Here is a 17,734-nt window from a genome sequence, read left to right on the forward strand (position 1 = left end):
AAAGGAACCCGCGTGCAAGAAACCCGCTCCTCTGCGCCCCCGTATGCCCCGGCATCCCTCAAATGGCGCAGGCTAATTCGCCGCTGGCGCGGCAAGCTCGTCGTGGCTGCCTGTCAACTCGCGCTACTCGCCGCACTGCTCGCCCTATGGCAAGTTGCGACGTCGAGTCAGGCGCTGGCCTTCCTGTTCGGTTCGCCGAGCCAGATCTGGGGCTACCTGGTAAAGATGCAACAGGACGGCAGTCTCGTGCACGACGCCGGCGTGACTGGTATGGAGACGCTGCTCGGATTCCTGTTCGGCAATGTCATCGGCACTGTGCTCGGCTTGTCGCTATGGTATTCACGCTTCGTCTCGAAGGTCATGCAGCCGTTCATCGTTGCGCTGGGCTCGATTCCGATCGTCGCACTCGCGCCTATCGTGATCATCTGGTTCGGTACCGGGCTCGGGTCGAAACTCGCCATGTCGACGCTGTCCGTCGTGGTAGTGGCGCTGGTCACCGCGTACAAAGGGGCGACCAGCGTCGATGACGATCAGATCAATCAGATGCGCACGCTCGGCGCGACCAAGCGGCAGACTTTCCGCAAGCTGGTGATCCCCGCCTCACTGCGTGACATCTTTGCGGGCTTCAAGCTCACGGTCGGCTTTGCGCTGATTGGTGCCATTGTGGGCGAATTCATGTCGTCAGACGATGGGCTCGGCCACGCGATCTTCAAGGCGGGCAGCCTTTACATCATCCCCAAAGTATTCGCCGGCGTGGTGGTCACCATCGCGCTCGCGCTCTTCCTGTCGTTTCTCGTCGGTCGGCTCGAGCGATTCCTCATGCCCTGGCACAAGTTCGATTGATTTAAGCCATCCGCCGCGACGTCGCCGGCGGGTGGCATTTGGCAACCCCTGAAGGAGTAGGCAGCATCCTATGAGCACGCTATCCACACATCACCAGATCATCCGCAAGGATGACCTGAAGTACGCACTGACGGCTACCGATGGTTTCATCGCCGAAGTCTTGCCGGGCGAGATCTTCGAGGTCGAGACCGAATTGAACATCGGCGGCCACCTGATTACGGAGCTCGACGAAAAGCTGGACGAGTCGAAAGTGAAGCTCCCGTTCGTCAATCCGGCCACCGGGCCCGTGCGCCTGCGCGGCGCGAAGCCTGGCGATATGGTCGTGATCGACGTCCTCGAAGTTGGCGTGCACGGCCTCGGTTATACCGCGCTGTGGCCCGGCATCGGGATTTTTCCGGATTGGGTCCGTAAGAAGGAATTCGGCATCCAGAATCGCAACGTCGTCGTCGAAAATGGCATCGTCCACTGGAGCGACTCGCTCAAGCTGGAAGCCAAGCCGATGATCGGCGTGATCGGCGTGGCCCCCGTGGCGGGCGGCACGCTCACCGTCGACAACGGTACCCACGGTGGCAACCTGGACATCCAGGAAGTCACGAACGGCAATCGCATCATGTTTCCGGTGTTCCATGAAGGCGCGTACCTGTATTTCGGCGACGTGCACGCGTTGCAGGGCGACGCCGAGTGTAACGGCATGGGGGCAATCGAAATTCGCGGCCACCTGAAGCTCAAGGTCGATCTCGTCCGCGCGCCGAGCCGCATGACCTGGCCGCGCATCGAGACGCCGACGCACATCTGCACGGTCGGCTGCGCGCGGCCGCTCGACGATGCGCTGCGTATCGCGTTCGAGGAAATGGTCTATTGGCTGGAAGAAGGCTATGGCATCCCCGGTGCCGAAGCCTACATGCTGCTCGGCCAGATCGCGGAAGCGCGCTGTACCCAGATGGTGAATCCGAAATACACCTATATCTGCAAGGTCGACAAAAAGTACTTGCCCAAGCGTTGAGGGAACGGCATCGGCCGCGAATTCTGTGCGCGGCTGACCGGCACCGTTACAAGGCATCGGGACCGGACTCCCCGGTCACGATGCTGGCACCGGTTGGTGCGGGCACGGTGAACATTCCGTGGCCGACGATGCTGTCGGTCACCGCGTAAATCATTTATTGATTTCGAAGAAAGAGGAAGGAAAGGCAATGCCGATTTATCCCTATCGTTGTGAAACCTGTGGTTCGTTCTCCGTCATGCGTCCTGTCGCTGAGCGCGACGCGAGCTGCGCTTGCCCAACGTGTAGCGCTATCGCACAGCGCATGCTGGCCATGCCAGCGCTTGGATTGATGTCGTCGTCCGGGAGTGCCGAACGCCGGGTCAACGAGCGTGCGGTGTACACGCATCAGCATAGCTCGGGGTGCGGCTGCGGGTCGCGCGCGCAGTCAAGCGCCGAATCGCCGGTAAGCTGAATGGCGTCGCCGCGGGCGTCTTCGTGCGTCCTGCACAAAACACGGCGCTGCCCACCGTCCAGAGCAGCGTGCAGCGGAGTGACGCGATCGAGTTTAACCATTCATCTGCGCCCACGTCCTCAACGCACAAAGACCAGGTGAACCTATTGAGCCATTTGAACCTCCAGTTAGCGCAGGCACTGCTCGCACGCGGCGTCGATAGAGTGCATCAGCAGTTTGGCAAACCGGTGTGCATTTCCGTGTGCGATAGCCACGGTTTCCTGGTTGGATTTTTCCGCATGGACAATGCTCCCGTGCGCAGCATCCAGTTAGCGCACCAGAAGGCTTACACGTCTACCCGTATTGGTGTGACAACGGAGGCATTCCATGCGCGGCTGCGCCGCGAGGAAATTCCGATCAGCTATTTCTGCGATCCATTGTTGACTGCGTTGCCCGGCGGTGCGGTGCTAAGCGACGCGCAGGGCGCCGTGATCGGCGCGATCGGTATCAGTGGCCTCACGCCGGCCGAAGATCAGGCTGTCGCCGACGAACTTGCCCGCTTCGGGACTCAACGCAGCTTGCAGGGCGAAGCGCCATGAGGTGCAGCCTCGATAACGTGCTTGTCGTACCGCACATCGCTTCCGCGACGATCGAGACGCGCCTTGCGATGGGTAAGATCGCGACGGAAAACGTCATCAGTGTTCTGAAGGGCGAGAAGCCGCAGACCTGTATCAACCCCGAAGTATTGCGCTCTGCGGCGTAATAGCTTGTCGCCGCTGTCAGCGATTCAAAAAGAACTCATTGGAGAGGAAGTTATGGCAAAAGTTGGATTCATCGGTCTGGGTGTCATGGGTGCGCCGATGGCCGCCAATCTGCAGCAAGGCGGCCATCAACTCTTTGTGCATGATCGAAACCCTGCGCCGGCGGGCTTGATCGAGAATGGCGCGACGCTCTGCGAGTCCGGCAAAGCGGTCGCACAGCAAGCCGACATTGTTATCCTGATGGTGCCCGATACCCCACACGTGGAGTCCGTGCTCTTCGGGGAAAACGGCGTAGCAAGCGGACTCCGTGCGAACCAGATCGTGGTCGACATGAGCTCGATTTCGCCGATTGCGACAAAGGAGTTCGCGAGGAAGATCAACGAACTCGGATGCGAGTATCTCGATGCTCCGGTATCGGGTGGCGAAGTGGGTGCGAAGGCCGCGTCGCTGACGATCATGGTCGGTGGGTCGCAGGCGGTGTTCGACAAGGTCAAGCCTTTGTTTGAACTGGTGGGCAAGAACATCACGCTCGTCGGCGGTAACGGCGACGGCCAGACCACCAAGGTGGCCAATCAGATCATCGTCGCCCTGAATATTCAGGCGGTGTCAGAGGCGTTGCTGTTTGCCTCGAAGGCCGGCGCGGATCCAGTGAAAGTACGCCAGGCGCTGATGGGCGGCTTCGCGGCATCGCGGATTCTCGAAGTGCACGGCGAGCGGATGATCAAGCGCACGTTTGATCCGGGCTTCCGCATCGAGCTGCATCAGAAGGACCTCAACCTCGCCTTGCAGGGCGCCAAGGCGCTTGGCGTTTCCTTGCCTCATACCGCGTCCGCGCAGGAACTGATGAACGCCTGCGCCGCGAACGGCATGAGCAAGCTCGACCACTCGGCTCTGTGCAGGGCAATCGAATTGCTGTCCAGCCACGAAATCGCCGGCAACTAATCGCTACCTGTTGTTGTGAATGGACGCGACTGGGCGGGTCATACGCTTCCCCAGCGTTTCCAGATGAAATCGGCTTTCCCAACCCGCTTTTCACCATTGCTTATATAACTCGCGACTACTGTATTGCGCGTGTTGATCGTATGTGCATCGTATTGATACATGGAGGTTTGTCTCATGAGTTCAGAAGTCGGCAAGATCGCATTGATCACTGGAGCAGGCAGCGGTATCGGACGCGCGACCGCTCGCAAGCTGTTTCAGCACGGCTACCGTGTGGTGCTCGCTGGACGAAACAAAGCACCCCTCGAGGCGTTAGCCGACGAGGCGCGGCAATTCGGACAAGAGGCACTTGCCGTTCCCACCGACGTCACCGACGCCGCTAGCGTCGCTGCCCTCTTCGACGCGATACGACAACGCTACAATCGCCTCGATCTTCTCTTCAACAATGCCGGCCGCGGTGCACCGGCCGTCGATATCGACGAACTCAGTCTGGACGATTGGCACGCCGTCGTGAACACGAATCTCACGGGTGCCTTCCTCTGCACGCGTGCTGCCGTCGCGCTGATGAAAACGCAACTGCCGCGCGGCGGCCGTATCATCAATAACGGCTCGATCTCCGCGCACGCACCACGTCCGAACAGTATCGCCTATACGGCCACCAAGCACGCGATCACCGGCCTGACCAAATCGACATCACTCGATGGACGCAAGTACGACATCGCCTGCGGACAGATCGACATCGGCAACGCTCTCACCGACCTGGCGGCACGCATGGCAAAAGGAGTTCCACAGGCCAACGGTGAAATTGCCGTCGAACCGCTAATGGATGTCGAGCACGTCGCCGGTGCGGTCCTGTATATGGCCGATTTGCCACTCGATGCGAACGTGCAGTTCATGACCGTTATGGCTAGCAAGATGCCGTTTGTCGGGCGTGGGTAGCGAAGAGACAACGGCCGAAGGCGCGTGGTTCGGCCTATGTCTGCGGTGTAAGTTTGCGCATGGGAGACGATCCTTGTGAGCTAAAGAGCCAGCGTTTCGTGCGCCTTGACGATCTCGCTTGCCACCACCTCGATATGCTCGCGCTTGAGCATTGCCTTTGCGCGTAGCAACTGATACGCGTGTTCTTCCGATACGCCACGCCGTTCCATCACGAGTTGCGTGGCCTGCTGGATCACTCGAACGCTCGCTTGCTTCTTTTCGAGCCGCTCAATGTATCGATCGCGCATTCGCAATGCCTGACATTGCGTCAACGCCACCGCAATCGCGGTCATCAATCCGAATGAGCGCACCGGCGACTGTATCACCGCCGGCGCGTTCAGGCGCAGCACCGCTTCGACGGTAATCGGATTTTCATAGGTCACCACCGGAATCACGGGCGGCGACATGCCGGTTCCGAGCCACGGGAAATTGACCGAGAGGGTTTCGGTGCGCATCGCCATCAGCACGAGCCCGGTTCCGAAGGGCAACCTGTCGAGTGTCGGCCAGTAGACCTCCACGTCGCACCCGATGCGGTGGAGTTGCGCGAGAAGCTCGTCGCCATCCTGATCCTGCGGATGAATCACAACGACTTTCAGTGAGCGCAAATCGCGCAGGATCGCTAAGGTATCCGCGGCCCACTTCATTGTTCCGCCCCGGTATGCAAGCACTCGTGACGCGTGTCTGCGGGTCGTTCCGGCGCGCTGCGCAAGGAGAGGTCGACCGTACGGCGATAAACGGTCCTGCCAAACCTCGGCACGATCGTGTACTCGTCGTATGACTTGCTTTGGATATGGATCCAGCGATGTAGAGCATGTGGCACGATGATTCCTTGAAGACGCAAAATAGGAAATCGGCCGTGCGGGCATCCGGAAGCGCCGTGTCGTCGGGGGGCCGAACCGCGAGTTTTCTGCTGGTGTAGCCGCCAGCGTCTAGCGATGAGAGAAGATTAAGTCGAGCCCGAGGACGAATCTACTCTACGGTTGGATACGCCAATGCCGCGTTAGGGTACCCCGCTTATACGGACGTATAAGCACCGTGAGCGGTGAACGCTGACGATCAACCGCCCGTCTCTGTCGATATCAGGACGGCGGTCTCGCAATACGTGATTGAACGCATTCAATTACCAATGCCCAATGCGCGCCGCTCATCAGTGACGCGGCGTTGCGGAACTTAAAGCTGCACTCCGCGCGTGAGCGCGCCATCCACTACCAGATTCGCCCCGCTCACGAAGCTCGCTGCCGGGCTCGCGACGAACGCGACCACGTTCGCGATCTCCTGCGGGCGCGCCATGCGTCCGCAGGGATTCAACGCGAGGGCTTCCGCGAACAGCTGCGGATCGTTATGTTCGATGTGATCCCACACACCGCCTTCGAAATAGACATTGCCCGGCGACACGGCGTTCGCCCGGATGCCCTTCGGCGCGAGGTGGTACGCGATGCCTTGCATGTAGTGGATCAGCGCCGCCTTGAAGGTCCCGTACGGGCCGGCGGCAAAATCGATTTCACGGCCCGACACGCTCGATATCGCGATGATCGAGGCAGCCTTACTCGCTTCGAGAAACGGCAGCGCGGCGTCGACCAGGTTGACCGTACCCATCAAGTCGGTGTCGAACTCCTTGCGCCACGATTCGAGATCGTTGCCGATCGACAGCGCGCTCACATTGGCGACAACGATGTCGATGCCGCCCAGTTGCGCGGCTGCGTCACGGGTCCAGGCCTGTAACACCGGACCGTTCGAAACGTCGACCGAAGCGCCGCACACCTTGACCGCACCAGCGGTGCGCTGCACGATGTCGGCCACTGTCTGTTCCACGGCGGCGCCATCACGCGCGCAAAGCGCGACGTCAGCGCCCTCCGCTGCCAGCGTTTGCGAAATGGCGCGGCCGATACCCTTGGTGCCGCCGGTTACGAGTGCCTTCAAACCTTTGAGTTTCAAATCCATAGTGGCGTCTCCTTAGTCAGCCGGTGCGAGATATTTTTTGCTGATCGCCGCGCCGACCGAATACTTCGGGTCGACGAAATTGCCCAATCGCACCTTGCCGCATTGGCTGAGCATCATGTAGGCATCCCAGCGGTCGAAGCCGTATTCCCTTTCCATCCACAGCACCAGTTCGTGATACGCGATGCGCGTTGCGTCCTCAAGCGGGCGCGCGCTACCGATCGCCATCAGCAGCTCGTCGGTTTCGAGGCGCGGCCATTCGATGTGCCAGCCCTTGATCAGATCGACGTGGATCGTGGTCGTGCTGGCGTATTCAACGGCGGTGCCGCACACTTCGCCGTCACCCTGGCAGGCGTGTGCGTCGCCGATAAAGAGCCGCGCACCCGCGGAGCGGACCGGCAGATAAGTGATGCTACCCGGGCCCATGTCGGGCACGTCCATATTGCCGCCGTGGTTGTCCGGCGTGAGCGAATTGATCGAGTCGATTTCCGGCGACAGGCTCAGTGTGCCGATATGCGGCTTGTACGGCAGCGTAACGCGCTTGCTCCAGTACACGCCTTCTTCGTCCACGTCGATCTTGCGGGTGATCTCGGGCAGCGGCTCATTGAGGGTTGCGGTGTATTCGGTACCGGTCAGCGCGCCGAAGCGCGGAATCAGGCAGCAGGTGCCGCGCGGATTGTCGCCGCGCGGCAACATCGACTCGATGTACACCGCTACCACATCGCCCTTCTCCGCGCCGTCGATCATGATCGGACCACTTTGCGGATTCAGGAACGGCACCCGCAACTTCTGACTCGGCAGATCCTGTTCCGTGAGGATCTTGCCGTCGAATGCATCGCGTGTCTGAACCACAACCCGGTCGCCCGGGGCAATGTTCATCACCGGCGTCGAGTACGGTCCGATGGTGTAGTGAAATGTGCCCTGACGGGATTCGCTGAGTTCATGCGTTTCGTGGACCTGGCCGCGTGCGACGCCGCGCGTGTACATGATCGATTGTTCCAGCCAGTTCATCATGGTGTTCCTGCTCAATTGCGGGTTGTCGAAGTGAATGGGCGCAACGTTGACATCGCATCACACTGAAATTAGCGCTCTCACGTTATTGGTTTCCATCTGGTCTCCACGCCCCGCTGACACGACCTGGCCACGTACCAGCACGACATAGTCGTCGGCTACCGCCTGCGCGAAATCGAAAAATTGTTCTACCAGCAGGATCGACAGCGATCCCTTCAGTGAACGGATCACCGCCTCGATCTCCATGACGATCGACGGCTGGATGCCCTCGGTTGGTTCGTCGAGAATCAGCAGCTTTGGATTGGTCAGAAGCGCCCGGCCAATCGCGAGCTGTTGCTGCTGTCCGCCGGACAGATTCCCTGCGATGCGCCGGCGCACCGTCTTCAGCACAGGAAAGGTATGAAAGACATCGTCGAAGGAAAATTGCTTGCCCTTGGCGGTCTGATTGCGCTCGCCCGCGTAGGCGCCGATGCGCAGGTTTTCTTCGACGCTGAGTTGCGGAAAAATCTCGCGTCCTTGCGGTACGTAGCCGAGACCCGCCAGCACGCGTCGGTGCGACGGCGTGCGCGTCAGCGGCTGGCCCGCCAGTTCGATTTCGCCGCCTTTGACCGGCAGCAACCCGACGAGGCATTTCAGCAAGGTCGTCTTGCCCACGCCATTGCGGCCGAGTACAACAGTGCATGCGCCTTCGGCCACGTTCAGCGACACGTCGCGCAATGTGTGGCTGCTGCCGTAAAACTGATTGAGTGCGGAAATTTTCAGCATGCTCACCGTCCGAGATAAACCTGAATCACGCGTGGATCGTGGCGCACGCTCTCCATCGATCCCTCACCGAGCAGCCGCCCCTCATGCAACACGCTGACGAGGTCCGCGATCTCGCCGACAAAATCCATGTCGTGCTCGATCACCACGACCGCCCGCTCGGGCGACTTGAGCCGCGCGATCAGTTCGGCGGTGCGTGCGGTTTCGTGGTCGGTCATGCCTGCAACCGGTTCGTCGAGCAGGATCACTTGCGGGTCTGCGACAAGCAGCATGCCGATTTCGAGCCACTGCTTCTGGCCGTGCGACAGCGTGCCGGCCATCCGGAGCCCTTGATTCTCGAGACCGATCGTCTCGAGCACTTCGTCGATGCGCCGGTTCTGCGGTACGCCGAGACGCGAGCGAACCATGTCCGCATAGCCGCGGCCGTTGCGAATCGCAAGTTCGAGGTTTTCGCGGACCCGCAGCGCTTCGAACACACTCGGCTTCTGGAATTTTCGGCCGATGCCCAGGCGCGCGATGGACGTTTCGTCGAGCGTCGCGAGGTTCGTGACCTTGTTCAGAAATACCTCGCCGGCTGCCGGCCTGGTCTTTCCCGTGATGACGTCCATCAAGGTCGTCTTGCCCGCACCGTTCGGACCGATGATGGCGCGAATTTCGCCGTATCGAAACTCCATCGACAGGTTCGTGATCGCCGCAAAGCCGGAAAACATGACCGACAGGCCGCTGACGTAGACGGCGGTAGCCAGTTGTGGCTGGTTCATTGGCCGCCCCCGTTGCTGTCACCACCAGTGGCCTTGAGCGTTCCCCATAGGCCATTGCTGAAATACACGACGATCACGAGCGTCACGCCGGCAAGGATGAACGGCCACAACGCAGGCAGTTGCGCGGTCAGCCAGAACTTGAGTCCGTTGACCACGATAGCGCCGACAATCGCGCCGATCAGGGTGCCGCGCCCACCGATGGCCACCCACACGGCAATCTCGACGGACAGTTGCGGCGACACGATAGTCGGGTTGACGATGCCGACTTGCGGCACGTACAGCATCCCGGCAAACGCCGCGAGGACCGCCGAGAGACACCACGCGAAGAGCTTTAGCGTATGCGTGCGGTAGCCGAGAAAGCGCATCCTCGCTTCGTCGTCGCGCACGGCGATTAGCGCCCTGCCAAAACTGGAGCGTGCGAGAAAGCGCACGCCGACATAGGCCACTACCAGCAGCAGACACGAACACACCGCGAGGCCTATCTGCGTGGAGGTATCGGCAAGCTTATGTCCCGCGAGGCTCGTGAAACCGGTCATGCCGTTGTTGCCGCCGAGGCCCACGTCGTTGATGAACAACAGCAGCATCAGCGCATACGTGAGCGCCTGGGTGATGATCGACAGATACACGCCATTGATGCGTGAGCGGAACGTGACGAAGCCGAACGCGCCCGCGACCAGCACGGTGACGACGATCGTAGCGATGATCGTCACATCGAGCCGCGAGAGGATCTTCCATAGTGCGGGAAAGTCGCTCGCCCCCATGTACTGCAGGAAGTCCGGCAATACATGGGTGTCGGCATAGGAGCCGTTCAACAGATACATGGCCATCATATAGCCGCCTATGCCGAAGAAGATGCCGTGCCCGAGGCTCAGGATGCCCGCATAGCCCCATACCAGATCGAGCGCCAGCGCGAGCAACGCGAAGCACATGATCTGTCCGATCAGGTTGATGCCGAACAGCGACAGATGCAGCGCATTCGACTCGGGAATCACAAAATAGGCAAAGGGCAGATAGAGCGCGAGCAGGATCAGCACCGGGACGATGCCGACCTCCACAGACTGGCCCATCCATTTCGTTGCGAACGTCGACAAGGTGAATCTCCTGCTGGTACGCGGATCGGGAAACGTGTTCATACGCGAGTCTTCAATGCAAAGAGTCCTTGCGGGCGCTTCTGGATAATTAGCACGATGAGCAGAAGCACGGCCACCTTGGCGGCAACTGCTCCGTAGAACGGCTCGATAAACTGGTTGATTTCGCCCAGCGCGAGCGACGATACGACTGTCCCCGCGAGACTGCCCGCACCGCCGAGCACCACCACCATGAACGAGTCGACGACGAAGCCCGTGCCCATCGACGGATTGACGCTGGCAATCTGCGTCAACACCACGCCGGCCAGTCCTGCGAGGCCGGCGCCGAGGCCGAACGCAATGCGATCGACGCGCTCGGCGGGTACGCCCAGGCAGCGCGCCATGTCGCGCAGCTGCGTGGTGGCGCGCATCAGCAAACCCAGCTTCGTGAAGCGAACCACAGCGAAGGTCGCGCCGAAGATCAACACGGCTAGGACGATGGCAAACACGCGGTTGTAGGTCACGAAAAAGCCGGGCGCGACCTGCATGCCGCCGTTGAGAAAGCCCGGGGTGATGAACTCGACATTCTGCGAGCCGAACAGCACCTGAATCAGCTTGATCAACGCAATGCTGACCGCCCAGGTAGCGAGCAGCGTCTCGAGCGGCCGGCGATACAGAAACCGGATGACGAAGAATTCGAGCAACATGCCGCACGCTGCGCAGATCACGAACGCCACGGGAATCGCAATGAAAATGTAGGCGTCGAACCAACCCGGCAGATACGCCTGCATGAAACGTTCGACGAGATACGTCGAGTACGCGCCGATCATGATGAATTCGCCATGCGCGAGATTGATCACACCCATCAGGCCGAAGACGATCGACAGGCCGAGCGCCGTCAGCAACAACACGCCGGCATAGCTTAAGCCGCTAAACAGAATCGACAAGCCCTTGCCGAGCGACAGCCACGTGTCCATGTGGCGTATCGCGCCCTGCACTGCAGGCAGCACGTCCGGATCGGAACGCACGGAATCCTGCGCCGCAAAGTTCGCCAGCGCGGTCCGCGCGGTTTCGCTCGGCACTTCGGCCACCGCCTTGATCGCCGCCAGGCGGTCGGCCTTCACATTGCTGTTCAGCCCGCGTTTAGCCAGCGCCAGTGTGAGAATGGTCGCGATATCCGGGTCGCGCTGCGCCTTGACCGCGCGGGCGACGACAGCGGGATCGAGCAACGCAAAGAACTTGTCGACTTGCCGCGCAGCTGTCGCGCGGGTGTCCTGCTGTGACGAGAACAGGTCCATTTCCGCGGATGCCACCGCGAGCTTGCGCATCATCACGATACTCGCCACATAGGGCGAATCCGCCGGCGCATTGGCGCGCGGCTGAAGGGTCGCGGCGTCGAGCACGGGGTTCCCCTGCAGCGTCGCCTGACCGTCTGTGCTGCACACCAGCGCGCCATTGCGAATCGCATCGACGATCTGACGCGCCCACGCACGCTCATGCGTATCGTCCGACACGCCGGTTTCGACAAATTGCTCCAGTGCCGCGGCCTTATCGCTGTTCGTCGCGCAAAACGACGTGAGCATCGCAGCACGGCCCGGCGCGGCGCTCGCGGTAGTGGCCCAAACAAGCGCCAGACAAGCGATCGCGAAAAAGATCTGCCTGAAATTGATCATGGGTGTTTCCATTCGATCCTGCTACGGGAACCGGCATGCTTGCGCATACCGATCCCACCACGGCCAGACTGCCTGACTACCAGACCGTCCGGCAGAGACTGTCAAGCCTTGCCGATGAACGGGCTGAACGGCACCGGCTTCTCGATGTCTTTAGACTTCCACAAAATGTCGAAGCCCTGAGTCGCATTGATCGAGCCGATCATGTCGCCACGCCACAAGTACTGCGTGGAAGCGTCCATCTTCACCGTGTAACCCGCCGGATCGACCATCGACTGACCCGCGAGCGCCTTGCGCACCGCGTCCGTGCTGGTCGAGTGCGCTTTCGCAGCAGCCTGCGCCCACAGATTGATGCCGAGATAGGTCGACACCATCGGGTCGATCACCATGTCCGGCCGATGCTTCAGGTTATGGACGCCCACGTAGTTCTTCCAGTCGCTCTTGAACTGGCGGTTCTGCGGCGTATCGACGTTCTGGAAGTAGCACCAGCAGCTCAGGTGGCCGACCAGCGGCTTCGTATCGAGGCCTTCCAGATCGCTGTCGACCACGTCCAGACCTAGAATCGGAATATCGGTTGCGCGCACGCCCTGGTTGACCGCTTCCTTGAACATCGCCGGAATCGAATCGCCGACCACGGTCATCACGACGATGGCCTGGCCGCCCGGTTGCGCGGCGAAGTCCTTGATGTCGCGCACGATGGTCTGGAAGTTCGACTGCCCGAATGGAACATAGTGTTCGCGCCATGCCGAGTCAGGAATGTTCTTTGTCTTCAGGTAGCCCTTGAGCATCTTGTTGATCGTGCGTGGCCAGACGTAGTCGCTGCCGATCATGTAGAAGCGCCTGGCACCGCCGCCCTGGTCACTCATCAGGTAATCGATCGCCGGCAGCACCGAACTGCTCGGCGGCGAGTTCAGATAGACAACGTTCTTCGACTGCTCTTCGCCTTCGAAGTGAAGCGGATAAAACAGCAAACTGTCCTGCGACTCGACCACCGGCAACACCGACTTGCGCGACACCGACGTCCAGCAGCCGAACAGCGCCGCGCACTGGTCGCGCAAGATCAGTTGCTTCGAGAGCTGCGCATACATGGGCCAATCCGACGCCGGATCGACGACAACGCCCTGAAGCTTGCGTCCGAGCACGCCGCCCTTGGCGTTGATTTGATCGATCGTCATCAGTGCCGTATCTTTTAGCAGCGACTCGCCGTTGGCCATCGTTCCCGATTGCGAAAACAGCAGACCGAGTTTGATCGGATCGCTGGCTCCCGCGGCAAACGCAGCCTTAGGTAGCGCGGTGCCTGCAGCGCTCACCAATCCGGAGCCGACTGCCGACAGAAAGGTACGTCTTTTCATTTGCTTCACTCCGACATGGATTAGAAATCGCAAACGCAAAAAGCCCGAAACCAGACAAGCTGGTTTCGGGCTTTTTTGGCCGGTGCCGCTCAAGACGCCTTTGTCTCGAACAGCGAAATGGATGCTGTGGATCCCCGTGATGCACGGCGGCTCAGCACGACCTTATAAGCAATGGCCATGCCAGAGGTTCGGGTTCAGAAGGGATGCTGGCGGCAAAACCCTTTTGTGAAATGGATGCAAATTGTTTGGTTGCGTACCGGCCAAAGCGGAAGGCATTATAAATAAGCAGTTTGCGCGACTGACTGCATTGAGTACCGCCCAAAGACAGTGCGAACGCGCACCACTCACGTGCCACACGCACAAACGGCGCACTTCCCTAGTGATCACCGGTTTTGACGAATGACACGTATTGATGCCAGCCGTACCTCGGACCCAATCAGAATTGGCGTCCTGTATTCACGCTCAGGCGTAACCTCGGCCGCGGAGCTCACTCAACTGCAAGCCACCATGCTTGCGGTGGAGGAGATCAATCGCGCAGGCGGCGTGTCAGGACGCGAGATCGAACTAGTCTGTCTGGATCCGCAATGCCAGCCGCGGCGGTATGCCGACCTCGCCGAGCAACTGATTCTCGAACACCGGGTTCGGGTCATCGTCGGCTGTTATATGTCCAGCACGCGCAAGGCGGTTATTCCGATTGTCGAACGGCACAACGCGCTGCTCTTCTATGCGACACCGTATGAAGGCTTCGAATACAGCCGCAACGTGATCTACACGGGCGCAGCGCCCAATCAGAACACCCTACCGCTCGCCGGTTTCATGCTCACGCAGTTCGGCTCACGCGTGAGCATGATCGGTTCAGATTATGTCTGCCCATACGAGTCAAATCGCGTGATGAGCGATCTGATCCTCGAACGCGGCGGAGAAAAGGTGGACGAGACCTATCTGTCGCTTGATGCGCCGTGGGAGAGTTATCTGGATGCCGCAAAGCGGATCAAGCAACTCGCACCCGACTTCATTTTCTCCACGGTAGTGGGCGAAGGCATTCCGCATCTGTACCGTGCTTTTGCACAGGTTGGGCTCGATCCGTACCGCACGCCTATCGCCAGCCACATGACCAGTGAAGCCGAAATCGCGGTAATGGGAAACGATCTCGCACAAGGACACATCACCTCGGCCGCGTACTTCCAGAGTGTGGATACAGCCGCAAACCTCGGCGCCGTCGCCCGCTATCAGGCCCGCTTCGGCGACGATCAGCCGACCAACATGTGCTGGGAAGCCTCGTATTTCCAGATGCATCTGCTCGCGGATGCGATCCGCCGCGTCGGCTCCGACGACCCGACGCTGTTGCTGCGCGTGTTGCCCGGACTCGAATTCGATGCGCCGCAAGGCCGTGTGCGTATCGACGAGCACAATAACCACACCTACCTGCATCCGTTGATCGGCCGGGTCGACGCGCATGGCCGCTTCGATATCATCGGGCGGGCGCCTGAACGCGTGAAGGCGGATCCCTACGTCGTCTCTCACAGCACACCGACGTGGACCGCGCATGCGCATCCTGAACTCACACGCGCGGGAGCAGATCGATGAAGCAGACCGCGCAGACGCCAGCGATCCTGCGCGACCTGCGTTCGCTAAAAGTCGTTGTGATTCATCCGCAGGATCAGGATGGCGAAGAGTTGCTCGCACAGCTTCAGCGCATTGGCTGTGACGTACAGGTATGCTGGCCGCGCCTCGACAGCCTGCCTTGCGACACCGGCCTCGTCGTCATGGCGATGCGTCCTGAGACGCTGTCGGTCGATTATCCGTGGCTCGGAACCAGCACATCGCCGCCGGTGATTCCGGTCGTGACTTACGAGAACCCGATCACCATCGAAGCGGTTCTGCGGTTGAATGCGTTCGCGACGATCCCGTCGCCGGTCCGTTCGTTTGGGTTATTGACAGCCATCGCCGTCGCGCTCACGCAATTCAAGGCATCCCGCGCACGTGAGCGATACATCGAACGGCTCGAGCAGAAGCAGGCCAAGGTTCGAGTGATCCAGCAGGCCACGCGGATCGTCATGGACTCGCGCGGCATGTCTGAAGAAGATGCGTATCAGCTGCTGCGCTCACAGGCCATGCTCAAACGCGAACAGATCGAGACGGTGGCCGGCGACATCGTCAAGGCACACGAAACCCTGAGTTTCTAACCTCGGCGCGGTGGCGTCGCGACAGCCATGAAACACCGCGCCACCTGAACACCGCTGTACGGCACGGGAAAAAGTCGACACGTCGAAAAGCAGGCTGTCGACTGGATTCCCGTGCAAATGGCGAGTCGAGTATCAGGCGGCTGCCGAGTTCGGCCTATGGGCAATGAAGTCAATTTCGACGAGCGCGTCGCGCGCCAATCCAGTCACGCCGATGCAGGTCCGTGCCGGCAATTTCCCCTGCGGGAAACGGGCAGTGCAGGCAATCGGTGGCTGAAGACGAAGCTCTTCCGCGCGAGGCGAGGCCACCGGCACATCACGCTCAGGCGCTTTCCAGGGCCGGAAGCAGCGCCGGCGCACTCGTAAGAAAGGCGCGCACGTGCATCGCAATCACCGCGTCGCTAGGCGTGGTGTTGTCATTCGAATAGATACGGCGGCGAATTGCAAGGTGGGATACCGCACCGTGCAGCAGCCAGCCGACCTCGGTCAGATGAGCCGGATCGGCCGGTACGCCACGTCCCAATTCGTGCGCCGTCTCAGTGACGATGATCTCAAGCGCATGCGTCACAACGGCATTTGTGTACGTTGGCGCCATTTGTAGATCTTCAAGCGACGAGTATAAGAACAGGCGAAGCCACTGCCGCGTCAGCAGGGTGTCGTAGTACTCGCGATAAAAGGTATTGAGCCTGCTTTCGAGGGGCACACTGCGGTCTTTCAGCTGAACAAACCACAGCGCCTTGAAGGTCCCCACAATTTCGCGCTTGTAAACTTCGTCGATCAGCGCAGCCTTGCTAGGGAACAGGCTATACAGCAAACGTTGTGACACGCCACAAGCCTCCGCAATCGCGCGAGTCTGCGCGTTCAGGCCGTGCTCGGCGAAATATTCGGCGGCCTTCTCCAGCACGCGCGCCTGACGCTCGGCACGTGGCAGACGCTGCGGTGCTTTCTTCATCGGCCGCTTGACCGGCGCGCGACCCGCTACGGTCTTGCTCCCCGGCTCTGCAACATCCCTGGATTTGGCCTTCATAACGCTCCTGTGTCCATCGATTCTGATAAATAAGTCTTCACATGACGACTTATGGTTTGGTAGAGTATATCGTCCGGGTACGCGGAAGAATCTCGCCAGGCACCCGGACGCAGCCATTCATTATCTCAGGCTGCCGCGAAGCGAGCTCCATCTTTGATTGCCGACGACCGCAACCGCTCAATTTGAAGCGTTTGAGCGCCTGTCGCACAAACCGGATTCCGTTTCCGCCCATGTCTTTGTCAAGCCGCCAGCCAGTCATCATCGCGCTGATCGTCGCCAGTGCCTATTTCATGGAGAATCTGGATGCGACGGTGATCGCGACCGCCCTGCCCCACATGGCCGCCACGTTCGGCGTCACGTCCGTGAGCCTGAGTATCGGCATGACTGCCTATCTGCTGGCGCTGGCGGTCTTCATTCCAATCAGCGGATGGGTGGCCGACCGCTTTGGACAACGTCGGTGTTCGGTGGCGCGATCATCGTGTTCACCGGCGCCTCCATACTTTGCGGGCTGAGCAATGGCCTCGTCGAATTCACCATTGCGCGGATCCTGCAGGGAATCGGCGGCGCGATGATGGTGCCGGTAGGCCGCCTCGCCGTGCTACGCAGCACCGAAAAGCGTCACCTGATGCGCTCGATAGCCTACATCACGTGGCCCGGCCTCGCCGCACCGGTATTGGGTCCAGCGCTGGGCGGGTTTATCTCGACCTATTTCAACTGGCGCTGGATCTTTCTGCTCAACGTACCGATCGGTTTGCTGGGCATGAAGACCGTCACGACGCCGATCCTCAAACGCTTTGGCTTTCGCAAGGTCATGATCGTCAATGGGCTCCTTACCGCCGCGACAATCGCTTCGTGCAGCCGGCTTTCGCCGGACACGCCGCGCGCGCTGATCACGCTGGTGCTGCTGGTCGGCGGCCTGTGCCGGTCGATGCAGTTCACAAGCATCAACACGCTCGCGTTTGCGGACGTCCCCGCCGGCGAGAATGAGTTCAGCGAGCACATTCTTTAG

General features: G+C 60.3%; 18 protein-coding genes and 2 pseudogenes. 10 read left to right on the forward strand and 10 right to left on the reverse strand.

Going from position 1 to position 17,734, the window contains the following annotated elements; genetic code table 11:
* Window positions 1-12: 12 nt before the first annotated feature.
* From PQQ86_RS35780 to PQQ86_RS35810, 7 genes are all read left to right on the forward strand, one after another.
* A complete protein-coding gene (locus tag PQQ86_RS35780) occupies window positions 13-843 on the forward strand; it encodes an ABC transporter permease (protein WP_408278156.1) in 831 nt (276 codons plus the stop codon).
* A 70-nt stretch (window positions 844-913) separates the two neighbouring features.
* The gene (locus PQQ86_RS35785) at window positions 914-1,846 is read left to right on the forward strand and encodes an acetamidase/formamidase family protein (protein WP_408278159.1); all 933 of its coding nucleotides are present in this window, start codon (window positions 914-916) and stop codon (window positions 1,844-1,846) included.
* Window positions 1,847-2,033: 187 nt separating this feature from the next.
* Complete coding sequence (locus PQQ86_RS35790) at window positions 2,034-2,297, forward strand: FmdB family zinc ribbon protein (protein ID WP_046571758.1); 264 nt, start codon at window positions 2,034-2,036, stop codon at window positions 2,295-2,297.
* Window positions 2,246-2,875 carry a GlcG/HbpS family heme-binding protein gene (locus tag PQQ86_RS35795; RefSeq protein WP_408278162.1) on the forward strand — a complete coding sequence of 210 codons (630 nt, stop codon included), beginning with the start codon at window positions 2,246-2,248 and terminating at the stop codon, window positions 2,873-2,875. The genes PQQ86_RS35790 and PQQ86_RS35795 overlap by 52 nt, the downstream gene beginning before the upstream one ends.
* Window positions 2,872-3,039, forward strand: a complete 168-nt coding sequence (locus PQQ86_RS35800; protein ID WP_408278165.1) for a hypothetical protein — start codon at window positions 2,872-2,874, stop codon at window positions 3,037-3,039. The genes PQQ86_RS35795 and PQQ86_RS35800 overlap by 4 nt, the downstream gene beginning before the upstream one ends.
* Before the next feature lie 52 nt (window positions 3,040-3,091).
* Window positions 3,092-3,979 carry a 2-hydroxy-3-oxopropionate reductase gene (gene glxR / locus PQQ86_RS35805; protein ID WP_408278168.1) on the forward strand — a complete coding sequence of 296 codons (888 nt, stop codon included), beginning with the start codon at window positions 3,092-3,094 and terminating at the stop codon, window positions 3,977-3,979.
* A gap of 174 nt (window positions 3,980-4,153) precedes the next feature.
* Window positions 4,154-4,915 (forward strand): SDR family oxidoreductase, encoded by a 762-nt coding sequence (locus tag PQQ86_RS35810; RefSeq protein ID WP_408278171.1) that lies wholly within the window; start codon window positions 4,154-4,156, stop codon window positions 4,913-4,915.
* Window positions 4,916-4,995: 80 nt separating this feature from the next.
* Here PQQ86_RS35810 and PQQ86_RS35815 read toward each other — a convergent pair whose 3' ends face one another.
* From PQQ86_RS35815 to PQQ86_RS35850, 8 genes are all read right to left on the reverse strand, one after another.
* Entirely contained in the window at window positions 4,996-5,598 is a 603-nt protein-coding gene (locus PQQ86_RS35815) for an ANTAR domain-containing response regulator (protein ID WP_408278174.1), read from the reverse strand.
* A gap of 526 nt (window positions 5,599-6,124) precedes the next feature.
* Window positions 6,125-6,895, reverse strand: a complete 771-nt coding sequence (locus PQQ86_RS35820) for an SDR family NAD(P)-dependent oxidoreductase (RefSeq protein ID WP_408278177.1) — start codon at window positions 6,893-6,895, stop codon at window positions 6,125-6,127.
* A 12-nt stretch (window positions 6,896-6,907) separates the two neighbouring features.
* Window positions 6,908-7,903, reverse strand: coding sequence for an acetamidase/formamidase family protein (locus PQQ86_RS35825; protein ID WP_408279437.1), 996 nt, complete (start codon window positions 7,901-7,903; stop codon window positions 6,908-6,910).
* A 60-nt stretch (window positions 7,904-7,963) separates the two neighbouring features.
* Entirely contained in the window at window positions 7,964-8,668 is a 705-nt protein-coding gene (gene urtE / locus PQQ86_RS35830) for an urea ABC transporter ATP-binding subunit UrtE (RefSeq protein WP_408278179.1), read from the reverse strand.
* 2 nt (window positions 8,669-8,670) lie between these two features.
* Complete coding sequence (urtD, locus tag PQQ86_RS35835) at window positions 8,671-9,426, reverse strand: urea ABC transporter ATP-binding protein UrtD (RefSeq protein ID WP_408278182.1); 756 nt, start codon at window positions 9,424-9,426, stop codon at window positions 8,671-8,673.
* Window positions 9,423-10,517: an urea ABC transporter permease subunit UrtC gene (gene urtC / locus PQQ86_RS35840; protein ID WP_408278185.1), complete on the reverse strand. Its 1,095-nt coding sequence runs from the start codon at window positions 10,515-10,517 to the stop codon at window positions 9,423-9,425. The genes urtD and urtC overlap by 4 nt, the downstream gene beginning before the upstream one ends.
* Window positions 10,518-10,555: 38 nt before the next feature.
* Entirely contained in the window at window positions 10,556-12,166 is a 1,611-nt protein-coding gene (gene urtB / locus PQQ86_RS35845) for an urea ABC transporter permease subunit UrtB (RefSeq protein WP_408278187.1), read from the reverse strand.
* 101 nt (window positions 12,167-12,267) lie between these two features.
* On the reverse strand, window positions 12,268-13,515 hold the full coding sequence (locus PQQ86_RS35850) for an urea ABC transporter substrate-binding protein (protein WP_408278190.1): 1,248 nt from the start codon (window positions 13,513-13,515) through the stop codon (window positions 12,268-12,270).
* A 399-nt stretch (window positions 13,516-13,914) separates the two neighbouring features.
* Between PQQ86_RS35850 and PQQ86_RS35855 the strand changes: the two genes are divergently transcribed.
* Window positions 13,915-15,102, forward strand: a complete 1,188-nt coding sequence (locus PQQ86_RS35855; RefSeq protein WP_408278193.1) for a transporter substrate-binding domain-containing protein — start codon at window positions 13,915-13,917, stop codon at window positions 15,100-15,102.
* Entirely contained in the window at window positions 15,099-15,701 is a 603-nt protein-coding gene (locus PQQ86_RS35860; RefSeq protein ID WP_169488521.1) for an ANTAR domain-containing response regulator, read from the forward strand. Before PQQ86_RS35855 ends, PQQ86_RS35860 begins: the two co-directional genes overlap by 4 nt.
* Before the next feature lie 132 nt (window positions 15,702-15,833).
* Here PQQ86_RS35860 and PQQ86_RS35865 read toward each other — a convergent pair.
* Together PQQ86_RS35865 and PQQ86_RS35870 are read right to left on the reverse strand one after the other, a co-directional pair.
* A pseudogene (locus tag PQQ86_RS35865) lies at window positions 15,834-15,953 on the reverse strand (RidA family protein); the annotation flags it as partial.
* Between the two features lie 67 nt (window positions 15,954-16,020).
* Complete coding sequence (locus PQQ86_RS35870) at window positions 16,021-16,725, reverse strand: TetR/AcrR family transcriptional regulator (RefSeq protein ID WP_169488516.1); 705 nt, start codon at window positions 16,723-16,725, stop codon at window positions 16,021-16,023.
* 335 nt (window positions 16,726-17,060) lie between these two features.
* Between PQQ86_RS35870 and PQQ86_RS35875 the strand changes: the two are divergent.
* Window positions 17,061-17,734, forward strand: a pseudogene (locus tag PQQ86_RS35875) (MFS transporter).

The organism is Paraburkholderia sediminicola (assembly GCF_046026675.1).
GTDB classification, from domain to species: Bacteria; Pseudomonadota; Gammaproteobacteria; order Burkholderiales; family Burkholderiaceae; genus Paraburkholderia; species Paraburkholderia sediminicola_F.

Excerpts from the sequence above, each read along its gene's own strand:
- PQQ86_RS35790 (WP_046571758.1), top strand. The coding sequence starts at position 2,034 with ATGCCGATTTATCCCTATCGTTGTGAAACCTGTGGTTCGTTCTCCGTC.
- PQQ86_RS35820 (WP_408278177.1), bottom strand. The coding sequence starts at position 6,895 with ATGGATTTGAAACTCAAAGGTTTGAAGGCACTCGTAACCGGCGGCACC.
- PQQ86_RS35825 (WP_408279437.1), bottom strand. The coding sequence starts at position 7,903 with ATGAACTGGCTGGAACAATCGATCATGTACACGCGCGGCGTCGCACGC.
- glxR (WP_408278168.1), top strand. The coding sequence starts at position 3,092 with ATGGCAAAAGTTGGATTCATCGGTCTGGGTGTCATGGGTGCGCCGATG.
- urtD (WP_408278182.1), bottom strand. The coding sequence starts at position 9,426 with ATGAACCAGCCACAACTGGCTACCGCCGTCTACGTCAGCGGCCTGTCG.
- PQQ86_RS35785 (WP_408278159.1), top strand. The coding sequence starts at position 914 with ATGAGCACGCTATCCACACATCACCAGATCATCCGCAAGGATGACCTG.
- PQQ86_RS35860 (WP_169488521.1), top strand. The coding sequence starts at position 15,099 with ATGAAGCAGACCGCGCAGACGCCAGCGATCCTGCGCGACCTGCGTTCG.
- PQQ86_RS35855 (WP_408278193.1), top strand. The coding sequence starts at position 13,915 with ATGACACGTATTGATGCCAGCCGTACCTCGGACCCAATCAGAATTGGC.
- urtB (WP_408278187.1), bottom strand. The coding sequence starts at position 12,166 with ATGATCAATTTCAGGCAGATCTTTTTCGCGATCGCTTGTCTGGCGCTT.
- PQQ86_RS35850 (WP_408278190.1), bottom strand. The coding sequence starts at position 13,515 with ATGAAAAGACGTACCTTTCTGTCGGCAGTCGGCTCCGGATTGGTGAGC.
- urtE (WP_408278179.1), bottom strand. The coding sequence starts at position 8,668 with ATGCTGAAAATTTCCGCACTCAATCAGTTTTACGGCAGCAGCCACACA.
- PQQ86_RS35800 (WP_408278165.1), top strand. The coding sequence starts at position 2,872 with ATGAGGTGCAGCCTCGATAACGTGCTTGTCGTACCGCACATCGCTTCC.
- PQQ86_RS35870 (WP_169488516.1), bottom strand. The coding sequence starts at position 16,725 with ATGAAGGCCAAATCCAGGGATGTTGCAGAGCCGGGGAGCAAGACCGTA.
- PQQ86_RS35815 (WP_408278174.1), bottom strand. The coding sequence starts at position 5,598 with ATGAAGTGGGCCGCGGATACCTTAGCGATCCTGCGCGATTTGCGCTCA.
- PQQ86_RS35810 (WP_408278171.1), top strand. The coding sequence starts at position 4,154 with ATGAGTTCAGAAGTCGGCAAGATCGCATTGATCACTGGAGCAGGCAGC.